We start from the raw sequence: 25,494 nt of genomic DNA, 5'->3' as shown, positions 1-25,494 counted from the left end.
ACGATTTAGCTCCTAGTTTAGGGGAGATTCAACTACAGCAGAACCCCGGCGGGTTCGCGCGGGCCGCCAAGGGCGAGTTTCGCCACTCAACGCAGCGAATCGCACGCCGCTCGCGGGGAATCGGGCGATTGGCCAAGGCTTGGGGGAATTGGCAGGCCAAGCCGTGTCCGGCGATCCGAAGGTCGGAATATGCCGCCCGCTATTGCCACCGCAGCGGGCGGGCACGGATCATGGGGGCGGGATCATTTCCCGACTCATCCATCGCACACCAACAAAGGAACGATCCGATGGCACGCATGATTTTCGTCAATCTTCCCACCAAGGACCTGGCAACCTCGGACACTTTCTATGCCGGGCTGGGATTCGAGAAGAACACCGATTTCTCCAACGAGGTCGCCAGCGCCTGGATGATCACCGAGACCATCTGGGTCATGGTGCTCACCGAGGAGTTCTACTCCTCATTCCTGCGCAATGGCGACAAGGCCACCTACGGTGCCGGACCCCGCGAGGTGCTCAACGCCATCAGCGGGGAGACCCGCGAGGAGGTCGACGAGTTCGCCAGCCGTGCCCTCGCCCATGGCGGCACGATTTACCGCGAGGCCGCCGAGGAGTTCCCGGGCATGTATTCGGTGGCATTCCTGGATCCCGACGGGCACGAATGGGAGGTCGGCTGGATGGACATGTCGGCCACCGAGGGCGCCTAGCCGCATGTGAAAGGCGTGTCGCCGGGTATTGCCCGGCGACACGCCTCATGCTTGTGCCCGCTTGGTCCTTCGGGATCGTTCCGGATCAGGCCGTGCAGGCCTCGTTGGTGCAACCGGCGTCGCGAGGCGACCAGTGGGCTTCGGCCTCGCCCTTGTCCTCCCACACAACGTGCCGGCGTTGTCCGCAACGCTCACAAGCCGGTGAAAGATACGACGCACGCTCGGCATCCGTGTACAACTTGTAGTCACCCATTGTTGCCTCCCTTGAACCGCCCCCGAGGGCTTTTCTTCACTCTACGCCGGGCCGGGTTCGGAACTCTAGGCTGCAGGGTGGTGGCGCTTGAACTTGCGGTAGTGGTTCACGGTGCTCAGCAGGATGTAGAGCCAACGCCTGGGGTTGGTTTCCTTCTTGTAGTACAGCGGGTGGCTGTACCGCTTGGACGAAATCAGTTCCTCCACCCCGCTCTTCATGTCGCCGGGCACGTAGCGGCGCAGGAGCCGCAGCGGAAGGATGTTGTAGAGGTGGCGTTCGCTGGCCACCTGCAGGTCGTTGCCTCCGGCCAGTCCGCCGCGCAGGTACTCTTCGACGTAGAAGCGCGTGACGTTGTGCCCGGCCGCGGTGACATAGAAGTGGTTCCGGCCGAGGCGGGGATTCAGCTCGAAGAACTTGTAGGCCCCGTCGCGCGGGTCCAGCTTCATGTCGAACATGGAGAAGCCGGTCCATCCGAGCTCCTCAAGCAGCCGGGTTCCCTCGGCCACCGCGACGTCGTTTGGCTGGGCGACGATGGCCGCCGAGTTCCCCAGGGCGCCGGGAGCATGTTCCTCGACGATGACCCGGCCGCAGGAGACAAAACGCACCCGTCCGGCCTTGTCGCTGAAGAACGTGGCCAGGTGCATGCCGCTGTCATCGCCCGGGATCAGGTCCTGGACGACGAGGGTGCCGGTATACCCGGCGGCTGACGCCTTGGCCACCAGCTCGGTGAGTTCCGCCAGCGAGGCGACCGTGTGGACTTTCTTCTTGCCCTGGAATTCCAGGGCTCCCCAGGCAACCCCGTCCGATGGCTTCACGATGGCCGGGAACGGCACCCCTTCCGCGGCCAGCTCGGCTTCCAGCGCCGGGGCGTCAACGGAACCGCCGGCGCAGTCGTGGACCACCGTGGCCGGGTAGCTCACGCCCAGGTCGCGGCAGAGTTGGTAGAAGGCGTCCTTTTCCGTGGCCCGGTCCAGTTCCGCGTTGCCGACGTACGGGATGGTGAACCATTCGGAGAGCTCGTCGGCGTGCGTGGCGATGAAGCGGATGTGTTGGTCGGCAGCACCCAGCAGCAGCAGCGGTCGCTTGGTGCCGTTGGCGCCGCCGAATTCGCGTCCCAGTTCGGAGACGAAGGCGGCAAATGCGCCCGGGTCGTCCTGCTGCGCGAAGGGCCGGGGCAGCAGGATCCGCGAATGTTCGGTGATTCCGGTCATCACCGAGGGAACGACCACCGAATGCACGTCGTATTGCTCGTGAAACTCCCGCGCCAACGAGTAGGCGCCGATGTCACCGCCCAGAATGACAGGGACGAAGGGCTGGTTCTCGCTGATCTGCATGATCCAAAACTATCAACCCGCCACAAATCGAATACCCCATGGGGGTACTTGACAACATACCCTCAGGGGGTATCATTTGAGGTATGGAAAACATTGCAGCCCCCACCGACGCCCACGTTGACCACGGATACACGGCCAACAAGGAGGCCCTGCTCAAGCGGCTCAGCCGCATCGAGGGCCAGGTCCGCGGGGTCAGCCGCATGGTCGGCGAGGAAAAGTACTGCATCGACATCCTCACCCAGATCTCCGCCATCAACGCCGCCCTGCACAAGGTCAGCCTCGGGCTGGTCGAGGACCACGTTTCACATTGCGTGGTCAACGCCGCGGCCCGGTCGCTGGAGACCGGGGACCAGTCCTACGTGGACGACAAGGTCGCAGAGGTCACCACCGCCATCGGCCGCCTGCTGCGCTAGGCACCCACACCACTTTTCAACAACCCCACAAGGAGAACACATGAGCAACGAATCAAGCTGCGGTTGCGGCGGCTGCGGCTGCGGAAGCAACTCAAACGAAGGCCTCACCATCACCACCAAGCCCTCCGAGGAAACCATGAGCCAGAGCACGATCACCCTGAAAATCGACGGCATGACCTGCGGCCACTGCGTAGCCTCCGTCAACGAGGAACTCAACGAGGTTCCCGGTGTCAGCAACGTCGAGGTCATCCTGTCTGCCGGACGAACATCCACCGCCGTCGTCACCACCAACTCCCCCGTCGAGAACTCGGTTCTCGAAGCCGCAGTGACGGAGGCCGGCTACACGCTCGTCTCCGCAAGCGCCTAGGCATCTCCCCGCTCGTCCCAGGGCAGGGGGCCGGACCAGGCGTCCGGCCCCTCCCCCTCGCGGCCGAGACAAGAAATGGAATCATGAGCAACGACATCACGTTCCCGGCCAACCAACGCATCGTCGAACTGGATATCCAGGGCATGACGTGCGCATCCTGTGTGGGTCGAGTCGAGCGAAAACTTGGAAAGATCGACGGCGTCGAGGCCCTCGTGAACCTGCCGCTGGAATCGGCACGCATCACGGTCCCCGAAAACGTCAGCGATGAACAGCTCATCGCAACGGTCCAGTCAGCCGGCTACCAGGCAAGCCTCAAGGTCGACCAGTACTCCACCACGGCAGCCCCCGCGATCCCCGGGAACGGGGAATCCGGCGAAGCCACCTCGCCCGCCGCCGGCGAACCGAGCAAGCAACTGGGCACCAACCACGCGTCGGACACTGCGGGAGACGAGCTGAAGAAGCGCCTGGTGATCGGTGCGATCTTCACGGTGCCGCTGTTCATCATTTCCATGATTCCCGGGGCGCAATTCCCCCACTGGGGCTGGGTTGCGCTCGTCCTGGCAACGCCCGTGGTCTTCTGGTCCGCCTGGCCGTTCCATCGCGCCGCGGCGATCAACGCCCGCCACTTCGCCTCCACGATGGACACCTTGGTGTCCATCGGCGTGCTGGCAGCCTACTTGTTCTCGCTCTGGCAGCTGATAGCCGACCCGAACATCACGGCCCACATCGGCATGTCGATGAGCGAACACGCGCTGTACTTCGAAACGGCCGGCGTCGTGGCCACGTTCCTGCTGCTCGGCCGCTGGCTAGAGGCCCGCGCCAAATCGCGTGCCGGCGACGCGCTGAAGGCCCTGCTGGACCTGGGCGCCAAGGAAGCCACGGTGCTGCGCAACGGCGTGGAAACCAAGATCGCCGCCTCCGAACTGGTTCCCGGCGACGAATTCGTCGTCCGCCCCGGGGAGAAGATCGCCACCGACGGTTTCGTCGTCACCGGGCACTCGGCCATCGATACCGCACTGGTCACCGGCGAATCGGTTCCCGTCGAGGTGGGACCGGACGACACCGTCACAGGTGCCACCATCAACACCTCCGGGGCCCTGCTGGTGCGCGCCACCCGCGTCGGGGCTGACACCACCCTGGCCCAGATGGGCCGGCTGGTATCCGAGGCGCAGACCGGAAAGGCACCCATCGCCCGGCTGGCCGACCGCATCTCCGCCGTCTTCGTGCCGATCGTGCTGGTCATCGCGGTGCTCACCTTCATCCTCTGGCTGGTGTTCACCGGTGAGGTGAACTCCGCATTCACCGCAGCCGTCGCCGTGCTGGTCATTGCCTGCCCGTGCGCCCTGGGGCTGGCCACGCCGATCGGGCTGCTGGTCGGCACCGGTCGCGGGGCCCAGCTGGGCATCCTGATCCGCGGACCGCAGGTCCTGGAAGACACCCGCAAGATCGACACCGTGCTGCTGGACAAGACCGGAACCATCACCGAGGGCAACCTCGCCGTCACCTCGCTGGGCCCGGCCGCTGGATTCGACGAGTCGGAGCTGCTGGCCCTGGTCGGCGCCGCCGAGTCACCCTCCGAGCACCCGATCGCCCACGCGATCGCCGCCGCCGCCCGCGCCAAGGCACCGCTGCGAGAGACCAGCGGATTCAATTCCGCACCCGGCGGCGGCGTGCGCGCCACGGTCGGCACCCGAGTGGTTGTCGCGGGCAGGGAAAGCTGGTTGAAGGAAAACGGCATCGAACTCACCGATGCGCACCGTGCCGACCTGGCCTCGGCGCAACAGGCCGGGGCCACCTCCATCATGGTCGGCGTCGACGGGGCCTTCGCCGGGCTGGTGAACCTGACAGACACCATCAAGGAATCCTCCGCCGCCGCCATCGCCAAGCTCAAGGCATTGGGCCTGCGCCCGGTGCTGCTCACCGGCGACAACGCCGCGGTAGCCAAGCTGGTTGCCGCCCAGGTCGGCATCGCCGAGGAAGACGTCTTCGCCGATGTGTTCCCCGACGGCAAGGCCCGGGCCGTGCGTGAGCTCCAGGCCCGCGGGCAGGTTGTCGCCATGGTCGGCGACGGTGTGAACGACGCCCCGGCGCTTGCCCAAGCCGATCTCGGCATCGCCATGGGATCGGGCACCGACGTCGCCATCGAGGCGGCGGACCTCACCATCATGGGCAACGACCTGGCCCAGGTGGCGCAGTCCATCGAGCTGTCCCGCAAGACCCTGGGCACCATCAAGATGAACCTGTTCTGGGCCTTCGCCTACAACACCGCCGGCATCCCGATCGCCGCACTCGGGTTCCTGAACCCGATGATCGCCGGGGCCGCGATGGCCGCCAGCTCCGTGCTGGTGGTGGCCAACTCGCTGCGCCTGCGCAGCTTCGGCCGCAAGTAGGCCCTCTCTCCCGTCCGTCCCCACGACGCCGGACCCCCGTCCCTTCTGCCCGGGAGGCGCAGGGGGCCGGCGTTTGGCTTGTCCAGGTCGAGGCGTCAGTCCGCTACGGGCTGCGCAGTTCGTCGGCACGCACCAGCAGCACTCCCCCGACAATCAACACGCCGCCGAGCAGCTGGATCCCGGCGGGCAGTTCGCCCAGCAGCAGCCACGCCCAGAGCACCGCGAAGAGCACCTCGGTCAGGGAGATGAAGGACGCCAGCTTCGAGCCCAGTGCACGGGCCGCCATGATCCCGGTGACGTAGGAAATGACGGTGGAAATGAGGATCAGCCCGCCCAGGGCCACCCACCACTGCGTCTCCCATTGCGCCAACCGCACCGGCACGAAGGTCATCTTCATTTCCAGCAGGCCGACGAGCGCCAACAGCCCCATGGTCACCGCTCCGACCAGCAACCCGCCGGTGGCCAGCACGATCGGCGGCAGCGCGCCGTCGGCCCGGGCGCTGACGAAGAAGTACACGGTCAGCCCCACTGCCGCGCCCAATCCCCAGAGCACGCCGATCGGATCGACACGGGTGTCCCCGGTGAGGTCCAGGACCAATACGAGCCCGGCCAGCGAGAGCAGCGTGCCCCCGATCGTCATGACCTTGGGCCGCTTGCGGAACTTCACCCAGAGGAAGAGCACGATCAGCACCGGCGCCAGGTATTCCAGCAGCAGCGCCACCCCGACGTCAAGCCGTTCGACGGCCAGGAAGTAGAAGAACTGGCAGGCGCCGACGCCGAAGAGCCCAAAGAGCAGGATGGACTTCCAGTTGCTCGCCACCAGCGGCCACTTGCCGCGCATGACCAAGAGCGTCGGAAGCAGCAGCACCAGCGCGGCTCCGGCCATGCGCAGGGTGACCGCCGCGGCGGGGCTCCATCCGGCTTCGAGCAACGCCTTGGCGAACGAACCCGAAACCCCGAACACCGCCGAGGAAAACAGGGCGATGCCGATGCCGCCCATGCGTGGCTTGCGCAGCGGCGCGGAGACCGGGAGCGGTGCCGGAGGTGCCACCTGTGTATGGATTTCTTCTCTTGGCACGGCGAAACGCTCCCTGGGGCGAGGTTGCTCCGACGGACGAGGGGGCACGGGAGCCAAATCGACTGTCAGGAGTAAAAGTATGTATGCTAATGACACTAGAACCTTACGGGTTTATCCGTCAATTCACGCGCCCCCACAGGAGTCACAATGATCTTTGCCCCTGACACAGAAGTTGCCCTGGGCACCATCGTGGCGCTCATCAACTCGGCAACCCCGTCCACCGATCACCTGCTCACCGGTGCGGACCTCGACCACTTCCTGGACCAGCAGGGGTTCACCGGATCACGCACCCGCAACGAGGCCGAGCTGCGTTCGGTGCGCCAGCTGCGCAGCCAGCTGCACGGCATCTGGCTGGCCGACGAGGAACGGTCGGTGGACGCGGTCAACAACATCCTGCGCAACGCCCGGGCACTGCCGCAGCTGGTCAAGCACGACGGCTGGGACTACCACATCCACGCCACCACCCCGGAGGCGCCGCTGAGCGAACGCATGGCGGTCGAGGCCGCCATGGCACTGGTCGACGTGCTGCGTTCAGGGGAATTGTCCCGGCTGCGGGTCTGCGCGGCCACGGACTGCGAGGCGGTGCTGCTGGATCTGTCCCGGAACCGATCCAAGCGCTACTGCGACACCGGCAACTGCGCCAACCGCGAGCACGTTCGCGCATACCGCCAACGAAAATCCGAGCAAAAACCCGGGCTGTGAACATACACTGGAGCCATGGGGCGAAAGTGCATTCGGCCCGCCGATCGGAGGAGTCCCCGTGAACAGCGAAGAAGTCCCGCAACCGCACGCCGCTGACGAGTACGAAGTCGAACTGGAGAAGTCCAATGACGGCCCGGTCCGCGCTGCGGCCCGCTGGGCGGCCGGCCTGGTCGATGCATTCTTCGGCGGGGACGGGTCAGATGCCGTCGGTGCCGCCGTCGTGGTCCACCGCATCGACAACGACGCCGAGGTGCTGCGCATCAATGCCGGCAGCATCGAGGAGGCCGAGTCACTGGTGGCGATGGTCCGCTCCGACCTGGAGGAGCTGGGACACGAGGAGTTTTTGGACCGCTGGGGCGGACGCGACGGCGCCGAGCCGGCGCTCTGACCTCCACCGCATTGCCAAGCGTCACCGGGTAGCCACATGCCCGCGGAATGCGGGTTGGCTCTCCCCTGCGCGTCGGCCGGCACCGCTCGAACGCTTGCCGGCCCGTCCCTTAAGCACCACCCATTAAGCAGCGAAGCCGCCCAGATTCTTCCAGGGCGGCAACGGTGAAACGACTAGCTACTTCTTGGCGTCCGGCTTTTCGTCCGGCGTGGACGACGAGCGGTTGACGCCCGATCCGGTGCCCATTTCCTCCGGGTTGTCCTTGCCGGCCATGGTCATCACGGAGATGACAAGCAGGCAGGCGACAAAGGCGACGCCGAAGGCGACCAGCCCGATGTCGATCCGCAACGGGTTGTCGGACCCGCCGGTTGCCGAAATGGTGGCGATGACACCGGCGATGATGGCCATGACCAGGGAGAACGACAGGGGTGCCTTGATGCTCTGCTGCCAAGACTTCTTCTGCTCGGCTGGGGTGTTGCCCACGAAAGGCCCTCCTACGGATTTTTGGTTCAACATCTATTCTAGCTCCAAAGCCCGGTCTCGGGTTCCTTGGCCGCATGGCGCAGGCCGAAGGCCGATATCAGCTCGAACACCGCCAGGATGATGGCCCCGCCGCCGGCCAGGCCGAGCAATCCGTGCGCGTCCAGGTCCAGTCCCATCAGCAGCGCGGCACCGGCGCCCAGCGACACGAAGCCGGTGACCAGCTGGTCCTTGAACGGGGCAAAGTCGGCGCGGTGGCGGATGAAGACGACGATTTCCAGCACGCCGGCGATGATCCAGGCCGCGGCCGCGGCGATTGCGATCACCAGCGTCTCGGGCCGGAAGGCCATCACCAGGCCCGCGATGATCATGGCCACCGCGGCCACCGCGTAGGGACCGCGCACCGACTTCGGGGCGCTCGGGGCACTGGCGTAGTCCCAGAGGAACTTCGAGCTGAGAACCATGAAGGCGGCCAGCGCATAGGCCAGCACCTGGTTGGTGGCGGCGGGCCAGAAGATGGACAGGAGCGCGAAACCGGCGGCCGTGGCGGCGCGCCCCATGACTGGGACGGCTACTTCGGCGGCAATGGTTGCGGGGATTTTTACTGCAGGCACGCCTACGAGTCTACCGGGCGCGGGGCCATGGGCCTTATTCGCGCCCGGGCCGCCGGCGGATCAGCTCCGGACCCAGGTCCGCGATGGTCGCGGCTCCCATGAGCTGCATGCTGACCTCGATTTCCCTGGCCAGCAGCTCGATGACCCGCTCCACGCCCGCTTCCCCGCCGGCCATCAGCCCGTAAAGGTAGGCCCGGCCGATGAGCACGAAGTCGGCCCCGGCGCAGAGCGAGGCGACGATGTCGGCGCCGGACATGATGCCCGAGTCCAGGATGATCTCGGTTCCCGCACCCACCTCGGCGCGGACCTCGGCCAGCGCCTCGAAGGAGACCGGGGCGCGGTCCAGCTGGCGCCCGCCGTGGTTGGAGACGACCAGCCCGTCGGCCCCGGCGGCGATGGACTTGCGGGCGTCCTGCGCGGTGAGCACGCCCTTGACGAAGAGCTTCCCCTCCCAGATGGAACGGATCCATTCCAGGTCCGCGAAGGACAGCGTCGGGTCGAACATCGAGTTGATCAGCGTGGGCAGGTCGGTGGCGCTGTTGGACAGCGAGGCGAACTTCAGCGAGTCTGTGGTCAGGAAATTGAACCACCATTCGGGACGGTAGGAGGCATCCAGCACCGTCTTGAGGTTCAGCCGCGGCGGGATGACCATGCCGTTGCGGGCATCGCGCAGCCGCTGTCCGGCCACCGGGGTGTCGACGGTGACCAGCAGCGTGTCGTAGCCCGCCGCGGCGGCGCGCTCCAGCAGCGCCCGGGACTTCTGGCGGTCTTTCCACAGGTAGAGCTGGAACCAGCGGCGGGATGCCGGGGCGGCCGCCGCGACCTCCTCCAGCGAGCGGGTGCCCATGGTGGACAGGGAGAACGGGATGCCCGCGCGGGCCGCGGCGCGCACCGCCCCGGTCTCGCCCTCGGCGTGCATGAAGCGCGTGAATCCGGTGGGGGCGATGCCGAAGGGCAGCGCGGACGGTGCCCCGGCAATGGTGGTGGACAAATCCGCACTCGCGGTCCCATGCAGGATCCGCGGGACCAGCTCGATGGAGTCGAAGACCTCGCGGGCGCGGCGGTGGGTCAGTTCGCGCTGGGCGGCGCCATCGACGTAGTCGAAGGCCGGGGTGGGGGTGCGCCGCTTGGCGATGGCGCGCAGGTCCCACACGTCGGCGGCCCTGGCCAGGCGGGCCGCCCGCCGGTCCAGGGTGATCGGCTCGAATTTCATCAGCGAGCGGAGTTCGGAAACCTGCGGCAGGCGACGCTTCATGTGGGCTTCTCCGGCTTTCTGTGGGTCGTGGGTGGGTGGTGCACCCCTGGGATCAGGTGCCGGCACCGTGGCCGGTCGGCGGGCGGGTATCAGGCGCCAAGGCGCATCCATTTGTCGTTGCGCACCCGCCAGGACAGGGTCGCGGCACGGGCCATCATGAACCCGATCCCGAAGGCCACCCAGATCCAGGCGACGGCGGAGACCCCGGTGTGCTCGAAGAGCGTGATGAGGAAGAGCATCGGCAGGTACGCCAGCAGGTTGATCATGCCCACCACCGCCAGGTAGCGGGCGTCCCCGGCGCCGATGAGCACCCCGTCGAGCACGAACACCAACCCGCACACCGGCTGCGCGGCGGCCAGGATCCACACCCCGACCATGGTGGCCCGGCGCACCGAATCGTCCGTGGTGAACAGCGCGCCGACGAAGGGCGCAATGGCCGCGAGCAGCACGCCGGTTCCCAGCCCGAAGTACACTCCCCAGCGGCACATGGTGCGGGTCAGCAGGTTGGCCCGCCCGGCATGCCCGGCGCCCAGCTCCTTGCCGATGAGCGCCTGGGCGGCGATGGCCAGCGCGTCCAGCGCGAAGGCCATGAAGGTGAAGATGGTGAAGACCAGCTGGTGGGCCGCGAGCGTGAGCGCGCCCTGCCCGGTGGCGACCCAGACGGTGGCGATCAGCGCCAGGCGCAGCGAGAGCGTGCGCAGCATCAGCCAGGAACCGACCTGTCCGGTGCCCAGCACCCCGCGGGGGTGCGGGGCCAGAGACTGGCCGGCGGCCCGGATCCGCGGCACCAGCATCCACAGGTAGACCGCCGCCATGCCCCACTGGGCGATCGAGGTGCCCAGCGCGGCGCCGGCGACGGACATGCCCAGCGGGTAGACCAGCACGAAGTTCAGCGCGATGTTCGCGGCGAAGCCGAACCCGGCCACATACAGCGGGGTCTTGGTGTCCTGCATGCCGCGCAGCACCCCGGTGGCGGCGAGCACCAGCAGCATCGCGGGGATGCCGAAGGTGGAATATTGGATGTAGTCGACGGCGAATTCCCGCACCGGGCCCCGTGCGCCCATGGCGTCGGCCAGCGTGCCGGCGGCGAAGAAGCCGACCAGCGCCAGGATGACGCCCAGCCCGACGGCCAGCCAGATCCCGTCGCGTCCGGCGGCCATGGCCCGGCCCATGTTCCCGGCCCCGATGGCCCGGGCCACCGCGGGGGTGGTGGAGTACGCCAGGAACACCATGAGTCCCACGGCGGTCTGCAGGACCGTGGTCCCCAGCCCGGCGCCGGCCAGCTCGTTGATGCCCAGGTGCCCGATGATGGCCATGTCGGCCAGCAGGAAGAGCGGCTCGGCGATCAGTGCGCCGAGCGCGGGAACCGCCAATGCCAGGATGGTGCGCCCCAGCCCGCGTGCGGATTCGGGGGCCGTGACCTGGTTTTTGGCGGTTTCTTTCACCCCTCCAGACTACCCGGGGGCACCGGCCGGGCCTGGTGCAGGAAATTGTCCGCGAACGCACTTGACACAAACAAGTTTGCGTTACAAACTTGTTTGCAGACGCACCACGGCTTGCCGGACGGCACACCGCCACCACCCACCGAAGGAGACCCCCCATGAACACGAACCAGCCCGCCGCACCGGAACCGGCACTCGACCCCCGCGCGGCCCTGGCCTCCCTGAACCAGGCCGCGGCCGCCACCCGCGCCTCCATCGAACCGAACACCGCGGTGATCTACTTTGTCTGGGCAGCCGCCTACCTGGCCGGCTACGGCCTGCTGCACGGCGCGGCCTTCGGCTGGCTGCCGCTGGCCTACGGCACCGCACTGCTCATCGGCGCCGGGATCCTGCTCGCAGCCGTCGCCTACACCGCCGTGGCCGGCATCCGCTCCGGCTCCCGGATCCGCGGGGACTCCAAGTTCGCCGGCATGGCCTACGGGATGAGCTGGATGGGAGGCTTCCTGGTCGTTGCGCTGTTCTCCATCGCCATCTCCAGGCTCCTGGCCGGCACCGACCAGCTGGTCACCGGCTGGCTGATCAACTCCGTGGCCATCCTCGTGGTGGGCATCATGTACATGGCAGGTGCAGCGGTCTTCCAAGACCGCCCGATGTTCCTCCTGGGCGCCTGCTTCACGGTGCTCAACGCCGCCGGCCTGATCGCCGGGGCGCAGGCCTTCATCTCGATCTTCGCCATCGGCGGCCCGGTCCTCTTCGTTGCAGCGGGCATCGCCATGCTCGTGCTGCGCCGCCGCGAAACCGCCGGGGCGGTGAAGTAGCCATGGCCGAACTCGATCCGGTGATCCACGCCGATGCGAGGCTGCGGGCCATGTCGGCCCTGAACACCCTGGGACTGCATGAATCCATCGCATTCCCGAAGCTGCGCGGGATCCTGGGCATGACCGCCGGGAACCTCTCAACCCACCTGCGCAAGCTCGAGGACGCCGGGTACATCACCCAGCAGAAACTCATCGAGGGCAGGAGCCCGGCGACCTACGTGGGCATCACCGCCACCGGCGTCGCGGCATTCGAGGCCTACAAGGCCCAGCTCATCCAGCTGCTCTAGACGCAAGGCCTTTCGCTGATCAGGTGGCGGCCACCCGCGCCCGAACCCGGCATCAAGAAGCGGCCGTGGCCAGGGTCGGCAGGGGGCCGAGGTGCCAAAAAGCGCAGGTTTGGCAGCTTCCGTCGTCTCGACGTGGGGAAAACAGCGTGGGGCACGGGCCATGCCCGTACCCCACGCTGTTCGAGCTGTCCGACCTGCGCTGGTCGGACTTGTTGATAACTACTCAGAGACGACTCCCTAGATCGCTGAAGCGATCCAGATCACCAAGGCAACAGCGACGAGAACGCCTACGATTGTCCATACCAGGTTGCTTCCACGCATGTGGATCACTTCCAATCTCTTCGTTGCTACTTCTCGATATGGGCATAAGGAGAAGAGCTCCAGCATAACGGCCGGTGGCACCAAAGCGCTGCGGATTTGCAGTGCGAAGTTGAACGGCCCCTTGTCGCGCGGCACGGGCACTGCAGGCGGCGTCCGCCTACGGGCTTCGGCGCAACCCGCCCAGCGCCAGCAGCGCCGCCAGCACCAGCAGGGACACCACCGAAACCACCAACCCCGGCCACTCCCCGGCCTTGAACGCCAGCCCGATGGCCCAGCCAAAGATCGAGGACCCTGAGTAGTAGGCCAGGTTGTACAGGCTGGCGGCCTGCGCCCGGCCCCCGACACCCAGCATCGGGATCCACCCGCTGGCCACCGAGTGCGCGGCAAAGAACCCGGCGGTGAACACCAGCAGCCCGGCAATGATCGCCGGCAGGAAATCGGCCAGCGTCACCGCCAGCCCGGCGGCCATCAACCCGATGGAGGCCACCAGCACGCGCAGCCGCCCGAAGCGGGCCACCATCGCCCCGGACTGCCGCGAGGACCACGTGCCCGACAGGTACGCGATGAACACCAGCGAGGCCAGCGAGGCGGGGATCAGGAACGGGGCGGCCTCGAGCCGGAATCCCAGGTAGTTGTAGACGGCCACAAAGCCGCCCATGAGCAGGAACCCCTGCGCGTAGAGCACCAGCAGCTGCCCCTTGCGCAGGTTCATCCACAGCTTTTTCCACAGGGGTATGCGGTTCGGGCTGCGCCAGGGCACCGGGGTGAAGCCGCGCGGCCTGGGCGCCACCGCGATGAACACCGAGGCGGCGATCGCCGCCATGATCGAGACCACCAGGGTGCCCAGGCGCCAGGAAACGAATTCACTCAGCGGACCGGCGACCAGCCTCCCGGCCAGCCCGCCCAGGGTGGTCCCGGAGATGTAGGTGCCGGCGGCTACGGCCGAATGCAGCGGCGAAACCTCCTCGGAGAGGTAAGCCAGGGCGACCGCGGGGATCCCGCCCAGGGCCAGGCCCTCGATGAAGCGCAACGCCAGCAGCACCTCGAAGCCCGGGGAAAACGGGACGGCAAGCCCCAGCACCACGGCCGCGAGCACCGCAATGGTCATGGTCCGCAGCCGGCCCATGCGGTCGGCCAGCAGCGACCAGAAGAGCACCGAGGCGGCCAGGCCCAGGGTCGCGGCGGAAACCGCCAACGCCGCGTCGGCCTCGGACACCGACAGGTCGCGGGCCAGTTCCGGCAGCACCCCCTGCACCGAGTACAGCTGGGAGAAGGTGGCCACCCCGGCGGCGAAGAGCGCCAGGATCATGCGGCGGTAGCCGTCGCTGCCGTGGATGTGGCCGTGCCAGGGTCCGCCCTGGCCGGAGTCGTTGCTCACGTGCGCTTTTCGTTCCTCATCTTGGCTGGGCTCCGGGGAACCGGGTGGATCCGGGCTGCTACTGCTGGATCAGCGGCAGCAGCGTGTAGGACAGGGACAGCGCCACCGCGTTGTTGAACACGTGCAGCACGTAGGAATACGCCAGCGACTTGCCGGTGAGCACATAGGCCACCGACATCATGATGCCCAGCGTCGTGTACGGAATCGCGCTGGTCACATCGAAGGACCCGGAGCCGATGAAGTGCAGAGCGGTGAAAAGCACCACCGAGATCGCCACGCAGACCCACACGTTGAGCCTGCGGCTGAGCTTGCCGATGAGCAGGTGGCGGAAGATGTACTCCTCCACGAACGGGCCCAGGATCGCGGTGACCACGAACATCGTGATGAACGGGACCGCGCGCGTCATGCCCTCCAGGGCCAGCTGGTTTTCGCTCTTGACCGGGTTGCCCATGGACACCAGCACGATGGCGCTGACGATCAGGGACCCCAGCCAGCCGCCGGGCACCATCAGCGCCTTGGTCCACGGGTGGTGCCTGAAGGTGGCAAACGAGGTGCGCAGCGTCTCGAAGCCCATGATGATCGCGCCGGTGAACACCACCACGTACATGATCAGGTTCACCCCGAACAGCGCGGATTCCTGGTCCTTGAAGGCCTCGATGAACCCCGGGACCAGGGCCAGCAGCCCGGCGGCGCCGAAGACGAACAGCGCCAGGTAGATGCCCACCACCACCAGGTCCCCGCGCCGCATGGGTCCGGCGTCGAAGACCGGTTGCCGCTTTTTCGGCGGCGGGGCGAATGGGTACGGGACGGGCGGCTGGTGCATGGTTTCCACCCTATCGACCTTGGGCACCCCGGCGTGTGCGCCGCCCCGCGGCGGAGCTACTGGACGCGCAGGCCCAGTTCGTTCGCGAGGATCGGGGCCAGGTCCATGAGCTGCTCGAAGCTGACGGTGGCGCCCTTGAGCGCGGAGATGCCCGAGAGCGATCGCAGCCGCGCGCCGCGCAAATCCACGTCCTTGAGCTTGGCGCCGTTGAGCACCAGGGTGTCGATGGTGCAGTCGATGAAGGTGACCCGCTCCAGGTTCGCTCCCCCGGCGTCGAGTTCGTCGATGTGCACGTCGCGGAACTCGACGTCCTTGATCTTCGCGCGGCGCAGGTTCAGGTAGCCGAGCTTGGCGCGCTCGAACTTCACCGAGCGGAAGGTGGCCCCGTAGAGTTCCGCCGATCCGATGCGCCCGCCGATGACCGCGGTGTTCCACCAGCCTGAGTCCGGTGCCTCGAGCACCGGGGCGTTGACCTCCTCGATGCGGCAGTCCCCGAACGTCACCCGCGCCATGGGGGCGCCCTGCAGGGAGACTGCGCGGAAGATGCATTCGGTGAAGACCGCGTCCTCCAGGTCCACCCCGTCGGCGTCGTCGGATTCGAAGAGCAGGGATTCGGCACGTCCATCCAGATCCAGCCCGGTCAGGTCCCCCGAGCCGGTGGTGGCCGGTTCCTTGAAGGCGGGCAGACGGGGGGCTTTCACGGATGCAGGCATGGGCAATAGCTTATGCGGCGGCGCGGACGATTCCCGCCGGAGCGCACGTTGGCTTTCTCACCCGCGTGCGGCTTGACGGAACCGGTCCCGGCGTCTCCGGGCGCGCTGCCTACGGGCCCGGGGCATCCGCCTCCCGCCGCGCCTACCTGCCGGCGGCGAAGACGGGGTCCTTCTCCAGTTCGCCGGCCAGCCTGGGGGCCAGCGAGGCGGAGAAGTCGTGGGAGAGGTGCGACTGGTCGTAGTAGGTGATCAGCGAGCCGATGACGGCGAAGCAGGTTTCCTCCGAGCAGATCGAATCGGTCAGATCCGCGCGCACGATTCCAGCCGGGGCCGTGTCGGCCTCCAGCGCCCTTTGCAGGTTGTGCCGGATCGACAGGCCCTGCTTGCGGGTCACCGAGCAGGCCAGCGGTTCACCGGGGTTCGAGGCCACGCAGGTGGGCACGTTCTTGTTGCCCAGCCGCGGCACCTCGCCGATCACCGCGACGGTCTTGCCGGCGTCGGTCCATAGCTTCCAGAGGCTGGTGAAGCCCTCGGTGGCCGGATCCTTGAACTCGTAGCCCGGGGAGGAGATCCAGCTGCGCTTGTTGCCCTGCGCGGCGACGATGACCGCGTCGATCCCCGGGTCCGCGGCGAGGCTCGGCCCCAGGGCGCGCACCGATTCGGTGCACAGGCGTTCGGCCGCGCTGCTGAGCTTCTCCGCACCCTTGAGCGCGGCAACCGAGGGAGAGCAGCCGGAACGGATGTGCGTGACCAGTTCCCAGTCACGCGCCTTGGCGATTACCGACAGCGCCGGCAGCCACGCCGAGGCGTGCGAGTCCCCCACCACTGCCACGCGCAGCTTGGGGTTGGCGGTGTTGCCCAGCCGGCAGCTGGACTCGCCCACCTGCAGCGTGTCGGTCTCGCAGCCCGGGAACAGCGGCGCGCGGACCTGCTGGGACACCGCAACGGCCGAGGGGTACGGGGCGAAGTCCGAGGCCACCGGCAGGCAGTCCTTGGGGTGTTCCATGGTCCCGGCTCCGTAGCACCGGGAGTTCACATCCATCCGCGGCAGGTTGGAGCTTTGCGCGGAGGCAGCGGTGCCCGCCCAGGCGAGGGACGCCAACACCAGCATCCCGGCCAAGGCGAAGACGAACGCGTTGCGCACCGGCTTCAGCCACGTCCCGAAGCGCAGCGGGTCCTCGATGAGCAGCTGGGAGAGCCAAGCCAGCAACAGGGTCATGCCCAGGATTCCGGCCTCGTGGTACCACTTGGGTTCGGTGTGCAGCACGAACGGGGCGACGATGATCAGCGGCCAGTGCCACAGGTAGGCCCCGTAGCTGATGTCCCCGATCTTGCGCATCGGCGGGATCGACAGCCAGGTGGAGGCGGAAAACCAGCGTAGCGAGGGGTGCCGTGTCCCGGCGGCTGCCAGCACCGCGGCGGTGCCGAGCACCGGGACCAGGCCCATGGTGCCGGGGAAGCGGGTCTCGGTGGGGATCAGCACCGCGCCGGCCAGCAGGGCGGCAAGCCCGCCCCAGCCCAGCAGTGCGCCGAGCAGCCCGCCCACCCCGCGGTTCACGCAGAGCAGGGCCACGATGCCGCCGGCGGCGAATTGCCAGGCACGTCCGGCGGTGTCGAAGTAGGCGGCCTGCGGGCTGGCGGCGGTGACCCAGAGCCCGTAGGCGAAGGAAACCACGGTGATGGCGCCGATGACGCCAAGGAAGAGCTGCCGGGTGCCGGGCCCGGCGAAGGTGTGCCGGCCGATGCTGGCCCGTCGGCCGAATCGGGGCACCAGCTTCCCGGCGATGAACGCGCCGCCCAAGAGCAGCAGCGGCCAGGCGAGGTAGAACTGTTCCTCCACCGAGAGCGACCAGTAATGCTGCACCGCGGTGGCCATCTGCCCGGCGGCGGAGTAGTCGGTGGCGTCCAGAACCAGCGCCCAGTTCTCCACGTAGAGGCCGGCCGCGGCAATGTGCTTGAACATCGTGCCGTGCTCGGTGGCCGGGATGAAGAAATAGACCAGCCCGGCGCTGGCCAGCAACACCGTGAAGGCCAGCGGCAGCAGCCGCCGGATGCGCCTGGCCCAGAACGTTGCCAGCTTGATGGTTCCGGTGGCGCGCATTTCCCGGAACAGGTGCGCGGTGATCAGGTACCCGGAAATCACGAAGAACATGTCCACGCCGATGAATCCGCCGCTGAGCGCGCCGGGGCGCAGGTGGTGGATGATCACCATCAGCACGGCGATCGCGCGCAACCCCTGGATGTCCTCCCGGAATCCCATCGACGATCCGCGCCCGGCAGCCTGCGGGGCCTTCACGGACGGGGCATTGCGCGGGGTTTGCAGCGGGGCGGAGCCGGTTCGAACAATCACTTTTTCTAGCCTAGCCCATCGGTCGTGCGCACTGATCTCGCCGGGCGAAAGTGATAGTAAGGATGGCTGTTATTATCACTTTCTCCCGAAGTGGGAGCAGGCACTGTGCACCTCGGACCGGGCCCGACCGTCCATTCAGTGGCCCGGCGCCGGCCCGAAAAGGGCATCCAAGACCAAACGCAGGTGGCCTGCGGGCGCAACGGATATTGAATCCATCGCGCCCGCAGGCCACCAACAAGCCAGCCGGTGCTAGCCGATGGCGTCCGGCTGGGTCTCGGCAGCACCGGGCTCGATGCCCTCGAGCACCGGGGCACCGCCACCGGCGGTTTCCGCGTCGGCGTCCTGGGCCGGGCCGGCGAACTGCGACTGGTACAGCCTGTAGTACGCCCCGCGGGCCGCGAGCAGCACTTCGTGGTTGCCCTGTTCCACGATCTTGCCCTCTTCCATCACCAGGATGGTGTCGGCGTCGCGGATGGTGGACAGGCGGTGCGCGATCACGAAGCTGGTCCTGTCGCTGCGCAGCGCCGCCATGGCGTGCTGCACCAACAGCTCGGTGCGGGTGTCCACGGAGCTGGTCGCCTCGTCGAGGATCAGCAGCGAGGGGTTGGCCACGAACGCACGGGCGATGGTGATCAGCTGCTTCTCGCCGGCCGACACGTTGGTGCCTTCCTCGTCGATGACGGTCTCGTAGCCGTCGGGCAGCGCGCGGACGAACCGGTCAACGAAGGTGGCCTTGGCCGCGGCCATGACCTCCTCGTCGGTGGCATCCAGGCGCCCGTAGCGGATGTTCTCCAGGATGGACCCTCCAAAGAGCCAGGCGTCCTGCAGCACCATGCCGACCTTGGAGCGCAGGTCCGCGCGGCTGATCGCGGTGACATCGACCCCGTCAAGGGTGATGCGCCCGGAGTTCAGCTCGTAGAAGCGCATGACCAGGTTCACCAGCGTGGTCTTGCCCGCGCCGGTGGGACCGACGATGGCCACGGTGTGCCCGGGGTGCGCCTCGAAGGACAGGTCCTCAATCAGGGGCTTGTCCTCGGAGTAGGAGAAGGTGACGTTCTCGAATTCGACGTGGCCGTCGGTGCGGGCCGGTAGCTTGTCGGTTGCCGTGTCCGGGTCCTGCTCGTCGGCATCCAGCAGCTCGAAGGTGCGCTCCGCGGAGGCGACGCCGGACTGGAGCATGTTGGCCATGCCGGCCATCTGCCCCAGCGGCTGGGTGAATTCGCGGCTGTACTGGATGAACGCGGTCGCGTCGCCCAGGGACATCTGGCCGGTGGCAACGCGCAGCCCGCCGACCACTGCGATGCCGACGTAGGCCAGGTAGGAGATGAAGTTCATGACCGGGAAGATCATCCCGGAGACGAACTGGGCGCCGAAGGAGGCCCTGTAGAGCTCCTCGTTCTTCTCGTGGAAGCGATCGAGCATGTCCTTTTCGCGCCCGAAGACCTTCATCAGGTCGTGGCCGGAGAATGATTCCTCGATCTGCCCGTTCAGCGCGCCGGTGTTCTTCCACTGGGCGGTGAACATGCCCTGGGCGCGGGAGCCAATGACCCCGGCAGCGACGGCCGAAAGCGGCAGGGCGATCAACGCGATCAGCGCCATCTGCCAGGAGACGATGAACATCATGATCACGATGCCGATGACGGTCAGCAGGGATTGGACCAGCTGGCTGATGGCCTGCTGCAGGGCGTTTTGGATGTTGTCCACGTCGTTGGTGACGCGGCTGAGCAGGTCCCCGCGCTGGCGGGTGTCGAAGTAGTTCAGCGGCAGCTTGTTCAGCTTGTCCTCGACGTCGCGGCGCAGCCGGTAGACGACCTTCATGACCAGCCGGTTCAGCAGCCAGCCCTGGATCCACATGAACAACGAGGCCACGAAGTACATCGAGAGCACGATGAGGATGTAGCGGCTCAGCAGCGGGAAGTCGATGCCGAAGCCGGGGGCCAGGTTCATCTTGGACATCATGTCCGCCAGGTCGTTCTGCCCGGAGGCGCGCAACCCGGCGATCAGCTGGTCGACCGGGACGCCGGGGTCCATGTTCTTGCTGAAGACGCCGGCGAAGATGACGTCCATGGCCTTGCCCAGGATCTTCGGGGCGATGACCGAGAGCACGACGCCGGCGGTGACGAAGAGCAGCACGATGGACATGCCGAGCTTCTCCGGTGCCAGCAGCCCCACCAGGCGCTTGGCCGAGGGCCAGAAGTGCTTGGCCTTGCGGACCGGGACCGAGTCACCGAACATGTCGGAGGACCCGGCGGTGTCGAACTCGTCGATGTCGTCAATCTCGTCGGGGGTTTCCACGATGGCGGTCGATGATTCCTTGGTGCGTTTTGCCATTTAGGCCACCTCCTCCACTGCAAGCTGGGATGAAACGATTTCCTGGTAGGTCTCGGAGGATTCCAGGAGCTCCTCGTGCGTTCCGCGGGCCACGATCTCGCCGTGGTCCAGGACCAGGATCTGGTCCGCCGCGGTGATCGTGGAGACGCGTTGGGCCACGATGATCACCGCCGCGTCCTTGGTCGGTTCCTTCAGCGCGGCACGCAGCCGCGCATCGGTGGCCACGTCCAGGGCCGAGAAGGAGTCGTCAAAGAGGTAGATCTCCGGGCGTGCGGCCAGTGCCCGGGCGATGCACAGGCGCTGGCGCTGTCCGCCCGAGACGTTGGTGCCGCCCTGGGAGATCTTGCCGTCCAGTCCGTCCTCGCGGGCGGCGACGAAGGATTCGGCCTGGGCGGTGCGCAGGGCATCCCAGAGTTCCTCGTCGGTGGCGGCATCGGCGCCGAAGCGCAGGTTGGAAGCGACGGTGCCGGAGAAGAGGTACGGGCGCTGCGGCACGGTGGCCACGGCACCCGAAAGCTGCGCGCGGGTCAGCTCGGTGACCGGCGCCCCGCCAACGAGCACCTGGCCCTCGTTGGCGTCGTAGAGCCGCGGGATCAGGTTCAGCAGCGTGGACTTGCCCGCGCCGGTGGATCCAATGATCGCTGTCATCTGCCCGCGCCGGGCGGTGAAGGAGATGTTGTTCAGCACCGGGGCCTCGGCACCGGGGTAGCCGAAGGTGACGTTGCGGAATTCGACGGTTCCGGGGGCGGCCATGTCGGCGACGTGCTCGTGCTGGTCGGTGAGGGACGGGACCAGGGTGGTGACCTCGTCGATGCGCTCGGCGCAGACGATGGCGCGCGGGATCATCATCGCCATGAAGGTGCCCATCATGACCGCCATGAGGATCTGCAGCAGGTACTGCAGGAACGCGGTCAGCGCGCCGACCTGCATGGCGCCGGTTTCCACCCGGTGTCCGCCGAACCACAGCACCGAGGCGGTGGCAACGTGCAGGATCATGCCGATCAGCGGGAACATCAGCACGAAGAGGTTGCCGACCTTCACGCCCACGCGGGTGAGCTTGGCGTTGGCTTCCTCGAAGCGCTCGGTCTCATGCGGTTCGCGCACAAAGGCACGCACCACGCGGATGCCGGTGATCTGCTCGCGCAGCACCCCGTTGATGTCGTCGATGCGGTCCTGCATCTGGCGGAAGAGCGGCATCAGGAAGATGACCAGGACGCCGACGACGACCAGCAGCACGGGCACCGAGACCCAGACCAGCCAGGACAGGCCGACGTCCTCGCGCAGCGCCATGATGATGCCGCCGATGCACATGATGGGGGCGGAAACCATGAAGTTCAGGCCCATCAGCACCAGCATCTGCACCTGCTGCACGTCGTTGGTGCCGCGGGTGATCAACGTTGCGGCGCCGAACTTGTTCACGTCCTGGGCGGAGAAGCCGGTGACGGCGTCAAAGACGGCATGGCGCAGGTCGCGGCCGATGGCCATGGCGGTCTTGGCCCCGAAGTACACCGCGGCAATCGCGGTGAGCACCTGGACGAAGGCGACGGCAAGCATCACGCCGCCGGTGCGCCAGATGTAGTCGGTGTCCCCCTTGACCACGCCGGTGTCGATGATCCGGGCGTTGAGGCTGGGCAGGAACAGGGTGGCGATGGTGGTGGCGAGCTGGAAGAACAGCACGGCTGCGATCCACCACTTGTAGGGTTTCGAATGTCGAAGTATGAGCTTTAAGAGCATCAGGTAGTGTCCTCATGAATTTAGCCGCACGGATCCGCCATGGTTTGGTGGCCCCGCGAGGGCGGCAACGCGGCACCTTTCAGCCGGGCATTGGTCACTCTACCCTCGATGCCCCACGGTTTGACCCTCCCAAAGACTGACTTTTTGGGCTCCGCGTACATCCCACGCGGTATGCGGGTCCGATCCTTGCCCGGACCGGTGTTCAATGCGTGGTTTTCACCCCCGCCCACCCCTTGTTGGTCCGCTACACAGGATCTAGTATGAAATTGAATTATCAGGATGTGGAAACGAATGGAGTCTCTTGTGTCTGAACTTTCATCACCGCTGGCCGTTGGGCAGCGCGCACCGCAATTCACCTTGGCCGACGCCACCGGCAGGCAGGTCTCGCTGGGCGACTACGCGGGCAAGAACGTCGTCGTGTATTTCTACCCCAAGGCGGCCACCCCCGGCTGCACCACCGAGGCCTGCGATTTCCGGGACAACCTGAACTCGCTGCGGGCCGCCGGGTACGAGGTCCTGGGCATCTCCCCGGACGAGGGCGAGGCCCTGACCTCGTTCACAGAGTCCGAATCGCTGAACTTCCCGCTGCTTTCGGATCCCGATTTTGCGGTGGCCTCTGCGTACGGCTCGTACGGCGAAAAGGAGTTCAACGGCAAGAAATCCTCCGGCACCCTGCGCAGCACCGTGGTGGTTGACGGGGACGGTCTGGTCTCGCTGGCCGAGTACAACGTGGCGGCCGGCGGGCACGTGGCCCGCCTGCGCGAGGAACTCGGCATCTAGCCGCCGCTTGCGCCGTCCCCGCTACAGGAGTTCGGGGATGTCGGCGGCATGGACCGGGGCGATCCGCTCCGGTTCGCCCGGCATCCCGAAGTGGGCCGCCAGCTGCGCCAGCTGCCGGCATTCGAACCCGCTCCAGGTTTCGACGCCGCGCACGGCGCCGCCGGGCAGCGTGATCCACAGCTGGTCTCGCGGGCGCTCGTCCCCGCCGGCATCCCAGGCGACGTGGCGCAGGATGCTGGTACCACGGGGCACCACGTGGCTCTGGCCCCGGGTGCGCTCAAGGACCAGGCCCGCCTCGTAGACGTGGCCAAGCAGGATCCCGCGGATGCCCTCGCGGTCCTTGAAAAGCATCCGGTAACCGTAGACGGCCACGAAGCCCAGCCCCAGGGCACTCAGCGCCACCCCGCCCAGCCGGAATCCGAGCACTGCGGGGTGTGCACGCACCAGGAACATGATGCTGGCGGTGGTGACAATCAGCCCGACGACCAGGCCGGCGACGTTGTTCGCCAACGACTTGCGGTCTTCCTCGCGTTCCAGCTGCAAGGTGTAGAGCCAACGCCCCAGGTCGGCCGCGGCGGCCTGCTCGCGGGCACGGGCGGTGGTTTCCCAGCCGCCGCCCTGGATGGTGCTCATCGCCGGAAGCCGTGGGGCCCGCCGACGCACGGCGCACACGTGGTGGCTGCGGAGTCGGGGTGGATGAGGGGTGGCAAAGCAACACATGATGGGTGCCTCATGCTGCGAGAGTAGCAGAGCACACACGAAAATCAACAGGCTCGGCGCCAACCCCTGGACAGCCCCGTGCCCCGTCCCGCATCCGACGGGGCGCCGGAAGGATATACACGGCACCGGGCACCCTTGCCGCGAAACAACCGCACCCCCGCAGGCGGCGCCTGCGGGGGTGCGGTGTGCCGTGCGGCAGCGACGTTCCGGGGTGCTTAGGCTTCCGGGCCGGAAGCGGTGAGCGAGAACTCGTAGCGCTCGTCGGCCGCATCGCGTGCCGCTGCAATATCGGCAATGCGCTTGCGGGAGGCGTACCAACCGATCATCAGCGCCGGGACGATGACGACGATCGAGGCCACTGTCCAGGTGCCCACCGGCGAGTCGAAGGCCATCAGCACGATGACCGCCAGCAGGAATGCAAGGGTCAGGTACCCGGTGTAGGGCGCCCCGATCATCCGGAAGGCCGGGCGGTTCATCTCCCCGCGCTGGGACAGGCGGTAGAGCGCCAGCTGGCAGAGCACGATCATGCCCCAGGAGGCGATGATGCCCAGCGCCGCCATGTTCAGCACGATCTCGAAGGCCTGCGCCGGGACAATCGCGTTGAGCACCACGCCCAGGCCGGCGACCGCGGTGGTCAGCGCGATGCCGCCGTAGGGCACGCCCCGCTTGTTCAGCTTCGCGGCGAAGCGCGGGGCGGACCCGGCCAGCGCCATCGAGCGCAGGATGCGCCCGGTGGAATACAGGCCCGCATTCAGCGAGGACATCGCGGCGGTGAGCACCACAAGGTTCATGATCGAGTCCATGCCGGCCACTCCGATGGAGCCGAAGAACGTCACGAACGGGGACTCGCCGGCCTTGTACGCGGTGTAGGGCAGCAGCAGCGAGAGCAGCACCAGGGAGCCGACGTAGAACACGGCGATGCGGATGATCACGGTGTTGATGGCCTTGGGCATGACCTTCTCCGGGTTTTCGGTTTCGCCCGCGGCGGTGCCGATCAGCTCGATCGAGGCGTAGGCGAAGACCACTCCCTGCATCACCACGACCACCGGCAGCAGGCCGTTGGGGAAGAACCCGCCGTTGTCCGCGATCAGCGAGAAGCCGACCTCGTGCCCGGGAACCGGGGACCCGAAGATCACGAAGTACGTGCCCACGGCCAGGAACCCGAGCAGCGCGACGACCTTGATCAGCGCGAACCAGAATTCCATCTCGCCGAAGACCTTCACCGAGACCAGGTTCAGCCCCAGCACCACCAGCAGCGCCGCAAGCGCCCACGTCCACTGCGGGACCGCACCGATCCACGGGACGTACTTGGCGAAGAAGTTCATGTACAGCGCGATCGCGGTGATGTCCACGATGGCCGTCATGGCCCAGTTGAGCCAGTACAGCCAGCCGGTCACGAAGGCGGCCTTCTCACCGAAGAACTCGCGGGCGTAGGAGACGAAGGAACCCGAAGAGGGGCGGTGGACGACCAGTTCGCCCAGTGCGCGCAGGATCAGGAAGGCGAAGAACCCGCAGATCGCGTAGCTGAACATCAGGGCCGGGCCGGCGCCGGCGAGCCGGCCTCCGGCGCCCATGAACAGGCCGGTGCCGATGGCCCCGCCGATCGCGATCATCTGGATCTGGCGGGACTTGAGCCCCTTGTGCATTCCGGCGTCCTCGGCGGTCAGGGCCGATTTCGGCCTGCGGTCTGCCAGGGTGTTGCCGGAACGCGGCGCGGGGCCGGGGGTGGGGTGTTCACGTGTCATGCGCGTGGGCCTCTCGGGGAGTGGATGTCGTGGGGGCTTGCTTGCAAGGTGGTGCGTGATGGCGGAACGGGTCG

General features: G+C 67.1%; 23 protein-coding genes. 9 read left to right on the top strand and 14 right to left on the bottom strand.

Annotated features, from left to right (window positions below; translation table 11 throughout):
- The first annotated feature begins 287 nt into the window (after positions 1-287).
- The gene (locus tag JOF46_RS03610) at positions 288-704 is read left to right on the top strand and encodes a VOC family protein (protein ID WP_209906062.1); all 417 of its coding nucleotides are present in this window, start codon (positions 288-290) and stop codon (positions 702-704) included.
- A 318-nt stretch (positions 705-1,022) separates the two neighbouring features.
- Here the strand turns inward: JOF46_RS03610 and JOF46_RS03605 are convergent, their stop codons facing one another.
- Complete coding sequence (locus JOF46_RS03605) at positions 1,023-2,291, bottom strand: carboxylate--amine ligase (protein ID WP_209906061.1); 1,269 nt, start codon at positions 2,289-2,291, stop codon at positions 1,023-1,025.
- An 83-nt stretch (positions 2,292-2,374) separates the two neighbouring features.
- Here JOF46_RS03605 and JOF46_RS03600 point away from each other — a divergent pair, with 83 nt between their 5' ends.
- From JOF46_RS03600 to JOF46_RS03590, 3 genes are all read left to right on the top strand, one after another.
- Positions 2,375-2,704 (top strand): metal-sensitive transcriptional regulator, encoded by a 330-nt coding sequence (locus JOF46_RS03600; protein ID WP_209906060.1) that lies wholly within the window; start codon positions 2,375-2,377, stop codon positions 2,702-2,704.
- Positions 2,705-2,744: 40 nt separating this feature from the next.
- Positions 2,745-3,071, top strand: a complete 327-nt coding sequence (locus JOF46_RS03595; RefSeq protein ID WP_209906059.1) for a heavy-metal-associated domain-containing protein — start codon at positions 2,745-2,747, stop codon at positions 3,069-3,071.
- An 83-nt stretch (positions 3,072-3,154) separates the two neighbouring features.
- Entirely contained in the window at positions 3,155-5,461 is a 2,307-nt protein-coding gene (locus tag JOF46_RS03590) for a heavy metal translocating P-type ATPase (RefSeq protein WP_209906058.1), read from the top strand.
- A 103-nt stretch (positions 5,462-5,564) separates the two neighbouring features.
- Here the strand turns inward: JOF46_RS03590 and JOF46_RS03585 are convergent, their stop codons facing one another.
- Complete coding sequence (locus tag JOF46_RS03585) at positions 5,565-6,539, bottom strand: EamA family transporter (RefSeq protein ID WP_342592349.1); 975 nt, start codon at positions 6,537-6,539, stop codon at positions 5,565-5,567.
- Positions 6,540-6,686: 147 nt separating this feature from the next.
- Between JOF46_RS03585 and JOF46_RS03580 the strand changes: the two genes are divergently transcribed.
- Both JOF46_RS03580 and JOF46_RS03575 read left to right on the top strand, forming a co-directional pair.
- Positions 6,687-7,241, top strand: coding sequence for a CGNR zinc finger domain-containing protein (locus JOF46_RS03580; protein ID WP_209906057.1), 555 nt, complete (start codon positions 6,687-6,689; stop codon positions 7,239-7,241).
- A gap of 58 nt (positions 7,242-7,299) precedes the next feature.
- A complete protein-coding gene (locus JOF46_RS03575; protein ID WP_113764223.1) occupies positions 7,300-7,629 on the top strand; it encodes a hypothetical protein in 330 nt (109 codons plus the stop codon).
- A gap of 177 nt (positions 7,630-7,806) precedes the next feature.
- On the opposite strand, the gene JOF46_RS03570 is transcribed toward JOF46_RS03575, so the two are convergent.
- From JOF46_RS03570 to JOF46_RS03555, 4 genes are all read right to left on the bottom strand, one after another.
- Positions 7,807-8,112 carry a hypothetical protein gene (locus JOF46_RS03570; protein WP_209906056.1) on the bottom strand — a complete coding sequence of 102 codons (306 nt, stop codon included), beginning with the start codon at positions 8,110-8,112 and terminating at the stop codon, positions 7,807-7,809.
- Positions 8,113-8,150: 38 nt separating this feature from the next.
- Positions 8,151-8,723 (bottom strand): DUF308 domain-containing protein, encoded by a 573-nt coding sequence (locus JOF46_RS22665; protein ID WP_209906055.1) that lies wholly within the window; start codon positions 8,721-8,723, stop codon positions 8,151-8,153.
- A 34-nt stretch (positions 8,724-8,757) separates the two neighbouring features.
- Positions 8,758-9,978: an alpha-hydroxy acid oxidase gene (locus JOF46_RS03560; protein ID WP_209906054.1), complete on the bottom strand. Its 1,221-nt coding sequence runs from the start codon at positions 9,976-9,978 to the stop codon at positions 8,758-8,760.
- Between the two features lie 89 nt (positions 9,979-10,067).
- Entirely contained in the window at positions 10,068-11,423 is a 1,356-nt protein-coding gene (locus JOF46_RS03555; RefSeq protein ID WP_209906053.1) for an MATE family efflux transporter, read from the bottom strand.
- Positions 11,424-11,578: 155 nt separating this feature from the next.
- On the opposite strand from JOF46_RS03555, the gene JOF46_RS03550 reads away from it, so the two are divergent.
- The gene (locus JOF46_RS03550) at positions 11,579-12,238 is read left to right on the top strand and encodes a hypothetical protein (protein ID WP_209906052.1); all 660 of its coding nucleotides are present in this window, start codon (positions 11,579-11,581) and stop codon (positions 12,236-12,238) included.
- Positions 12,239-12,240: 2 nt separating this feature from the next.
- On the top strand, positions 12,241-12,525 hold the full coding sequence (locus tag JOF46_RS03545; RefSeq protein WP_209906051.1) for a transcriptional regulator: 285 nt from the start codon (positions 12,241-12,243) through the stop codon (positions 12,523-12,525).
- A gap of 478 nt (positions 12,526-13,003) precedes the next feature.
- On the opposite strand, the gene JOF46_RS03540 is transcribed toward JOF46_RS03545, so the two are convergent.
- The 6 genes from JOF46_RS03540 to JOF46_RS03515 form a co-directional block, all read right to left on the bottom strand.
- The gene (locus JOF46_RS03540; protein ID WP_342592348.1) at positions 13,004-14,224 is read right to left on the bottom strand and encodes an MFS transporter; all 1,221 of its coding nucleotides are present in this window, start codon (positions 14,222-14,224) and stop codon (positions 13,004-13,006) included.
- A gap of 58 nt (positions 14,225-14,282) precedes the next feature.
- The gene (locus JOF46_RS03535) at positions 14,283-15,047 is read right to left on the bottom strand and encodes a CPBP family intramembrane glutamic endopeptidase (protein WP_209906050.1); all 765 of its coding nucleotides are present in this window, start codon (positions 15,045-15,047) and stop codon (positions 14,283-14,285) included.
- Between the two features lie 56 nt (positions 15,048-15,103).
- Entirely contained in the window at positions 15,104-15,748 is a 645-nt protein-coding gene (locus JOF46_RS03530; protein ID WP_209906049.1) for a pentapeptide repeat-containing protein, read from the bottom strand.
- A gap of 154 nt (positions 15,749-15,902) precedes the next feature.
- The gene (locus tag JOF46_RS03525) at positions 15,903-18,110 is read right to left on the bottom strand and encodes an acyltransferase family protein (RefSeq protein ID WP_209906048.1); all 2,208 of its coding nucleotides are present in this window, start codon (positions 18,108-18,110) and stop codon (positions 15,903-15,905) included.
- A 249-nt stretch (positions 18,111-18,359) separates the two neighbouring features.
- Positions 18,360-20,441: an ABC transporter ATP-binding protein gene (locus JOF46_RS03520; RefSeq protein WP_209906047.1), complete on the bottom strand. Its 2,082-nt coding sequence runs from the start codon at positions 20,439-20,441 to the stop codon at positions 18,360-18,362.
- Positions 20,442-22,175: an ABC transporter ATP-binding protein gene (locus JOF46_RS03515; RefSeq protein ID WP_209906046.1), complete on the bottom strand. Its 1,734-nt coding sequence runs from the start codon at positions 22,173-22,175 to the stop codon at positions 20,442-20,444.
- Positions 22,176-22,466: 291 nt separating this feature from the next.
- On the opposite strand from JOF46_RS03515, the gene bcp reads away from it, so the two are divergent.
- Positions 22,467-22,955 carry a thioredoxin-dependent thiol peroxidase gene (bcp, locus tag JOF46_RS03510; RefSeq protein ID WP_209906045.1) on the top strand — a complete coding sequence of 163 codons (489 nt, stop codon included), beginning with the start codon at positions 22,467-22,469 and terminating at the stop codon, positions 22,953-22,955.
- 21 nt (positions 22,956-22,976) lie between these two features.
- Here bcp and JOF46_RS03505 read toward each other — a convergent pair whose 3' ends face one another.
- Both JOF46_RS03505 and JOF46_RS03500 read right to left on the bottom strand, forming a co-directional pair.
- Positions 22,977-23,588: a hypothetical protein gene (locus tag JOF46_RS03505; RefSeq protein ID WP_209906044.1), complete on the bottom strand. Its 612-nt coding sequence runs from the start codon at positions 23,586-23,588 to the stop codon at positions 22,977-22,979.
- 302 nt (positions 23,589-23,890) lie between these two features.
- Entirely contained in the window at positions 23,891-25,420 is a 1,530-nt protein-coding gene (locus JOF46_RS03500; protein WP_209906043.1) for an amino acid permease, read from the bottom strand.
- Positions 25,421-25,494: the final 74 nt, after the last annotated feature.

This window comes from Paeniglutamicibacter psychrophenolicus (assembly GCF_017876575.1).
In the GTDB taxonomy this organism is placed as follows: Bacteria; Actinomycetota; Actinomycetes; order Actinomycetales; family Micrococcaceae; genus Paeniglutamicibacter; species Paeniglutamicibacter psychrophenolicus.
Note: the sequence above shows the minus strand (reverse complement) of the source record. Positions and strands in the feature narration are given on the sequence as shown.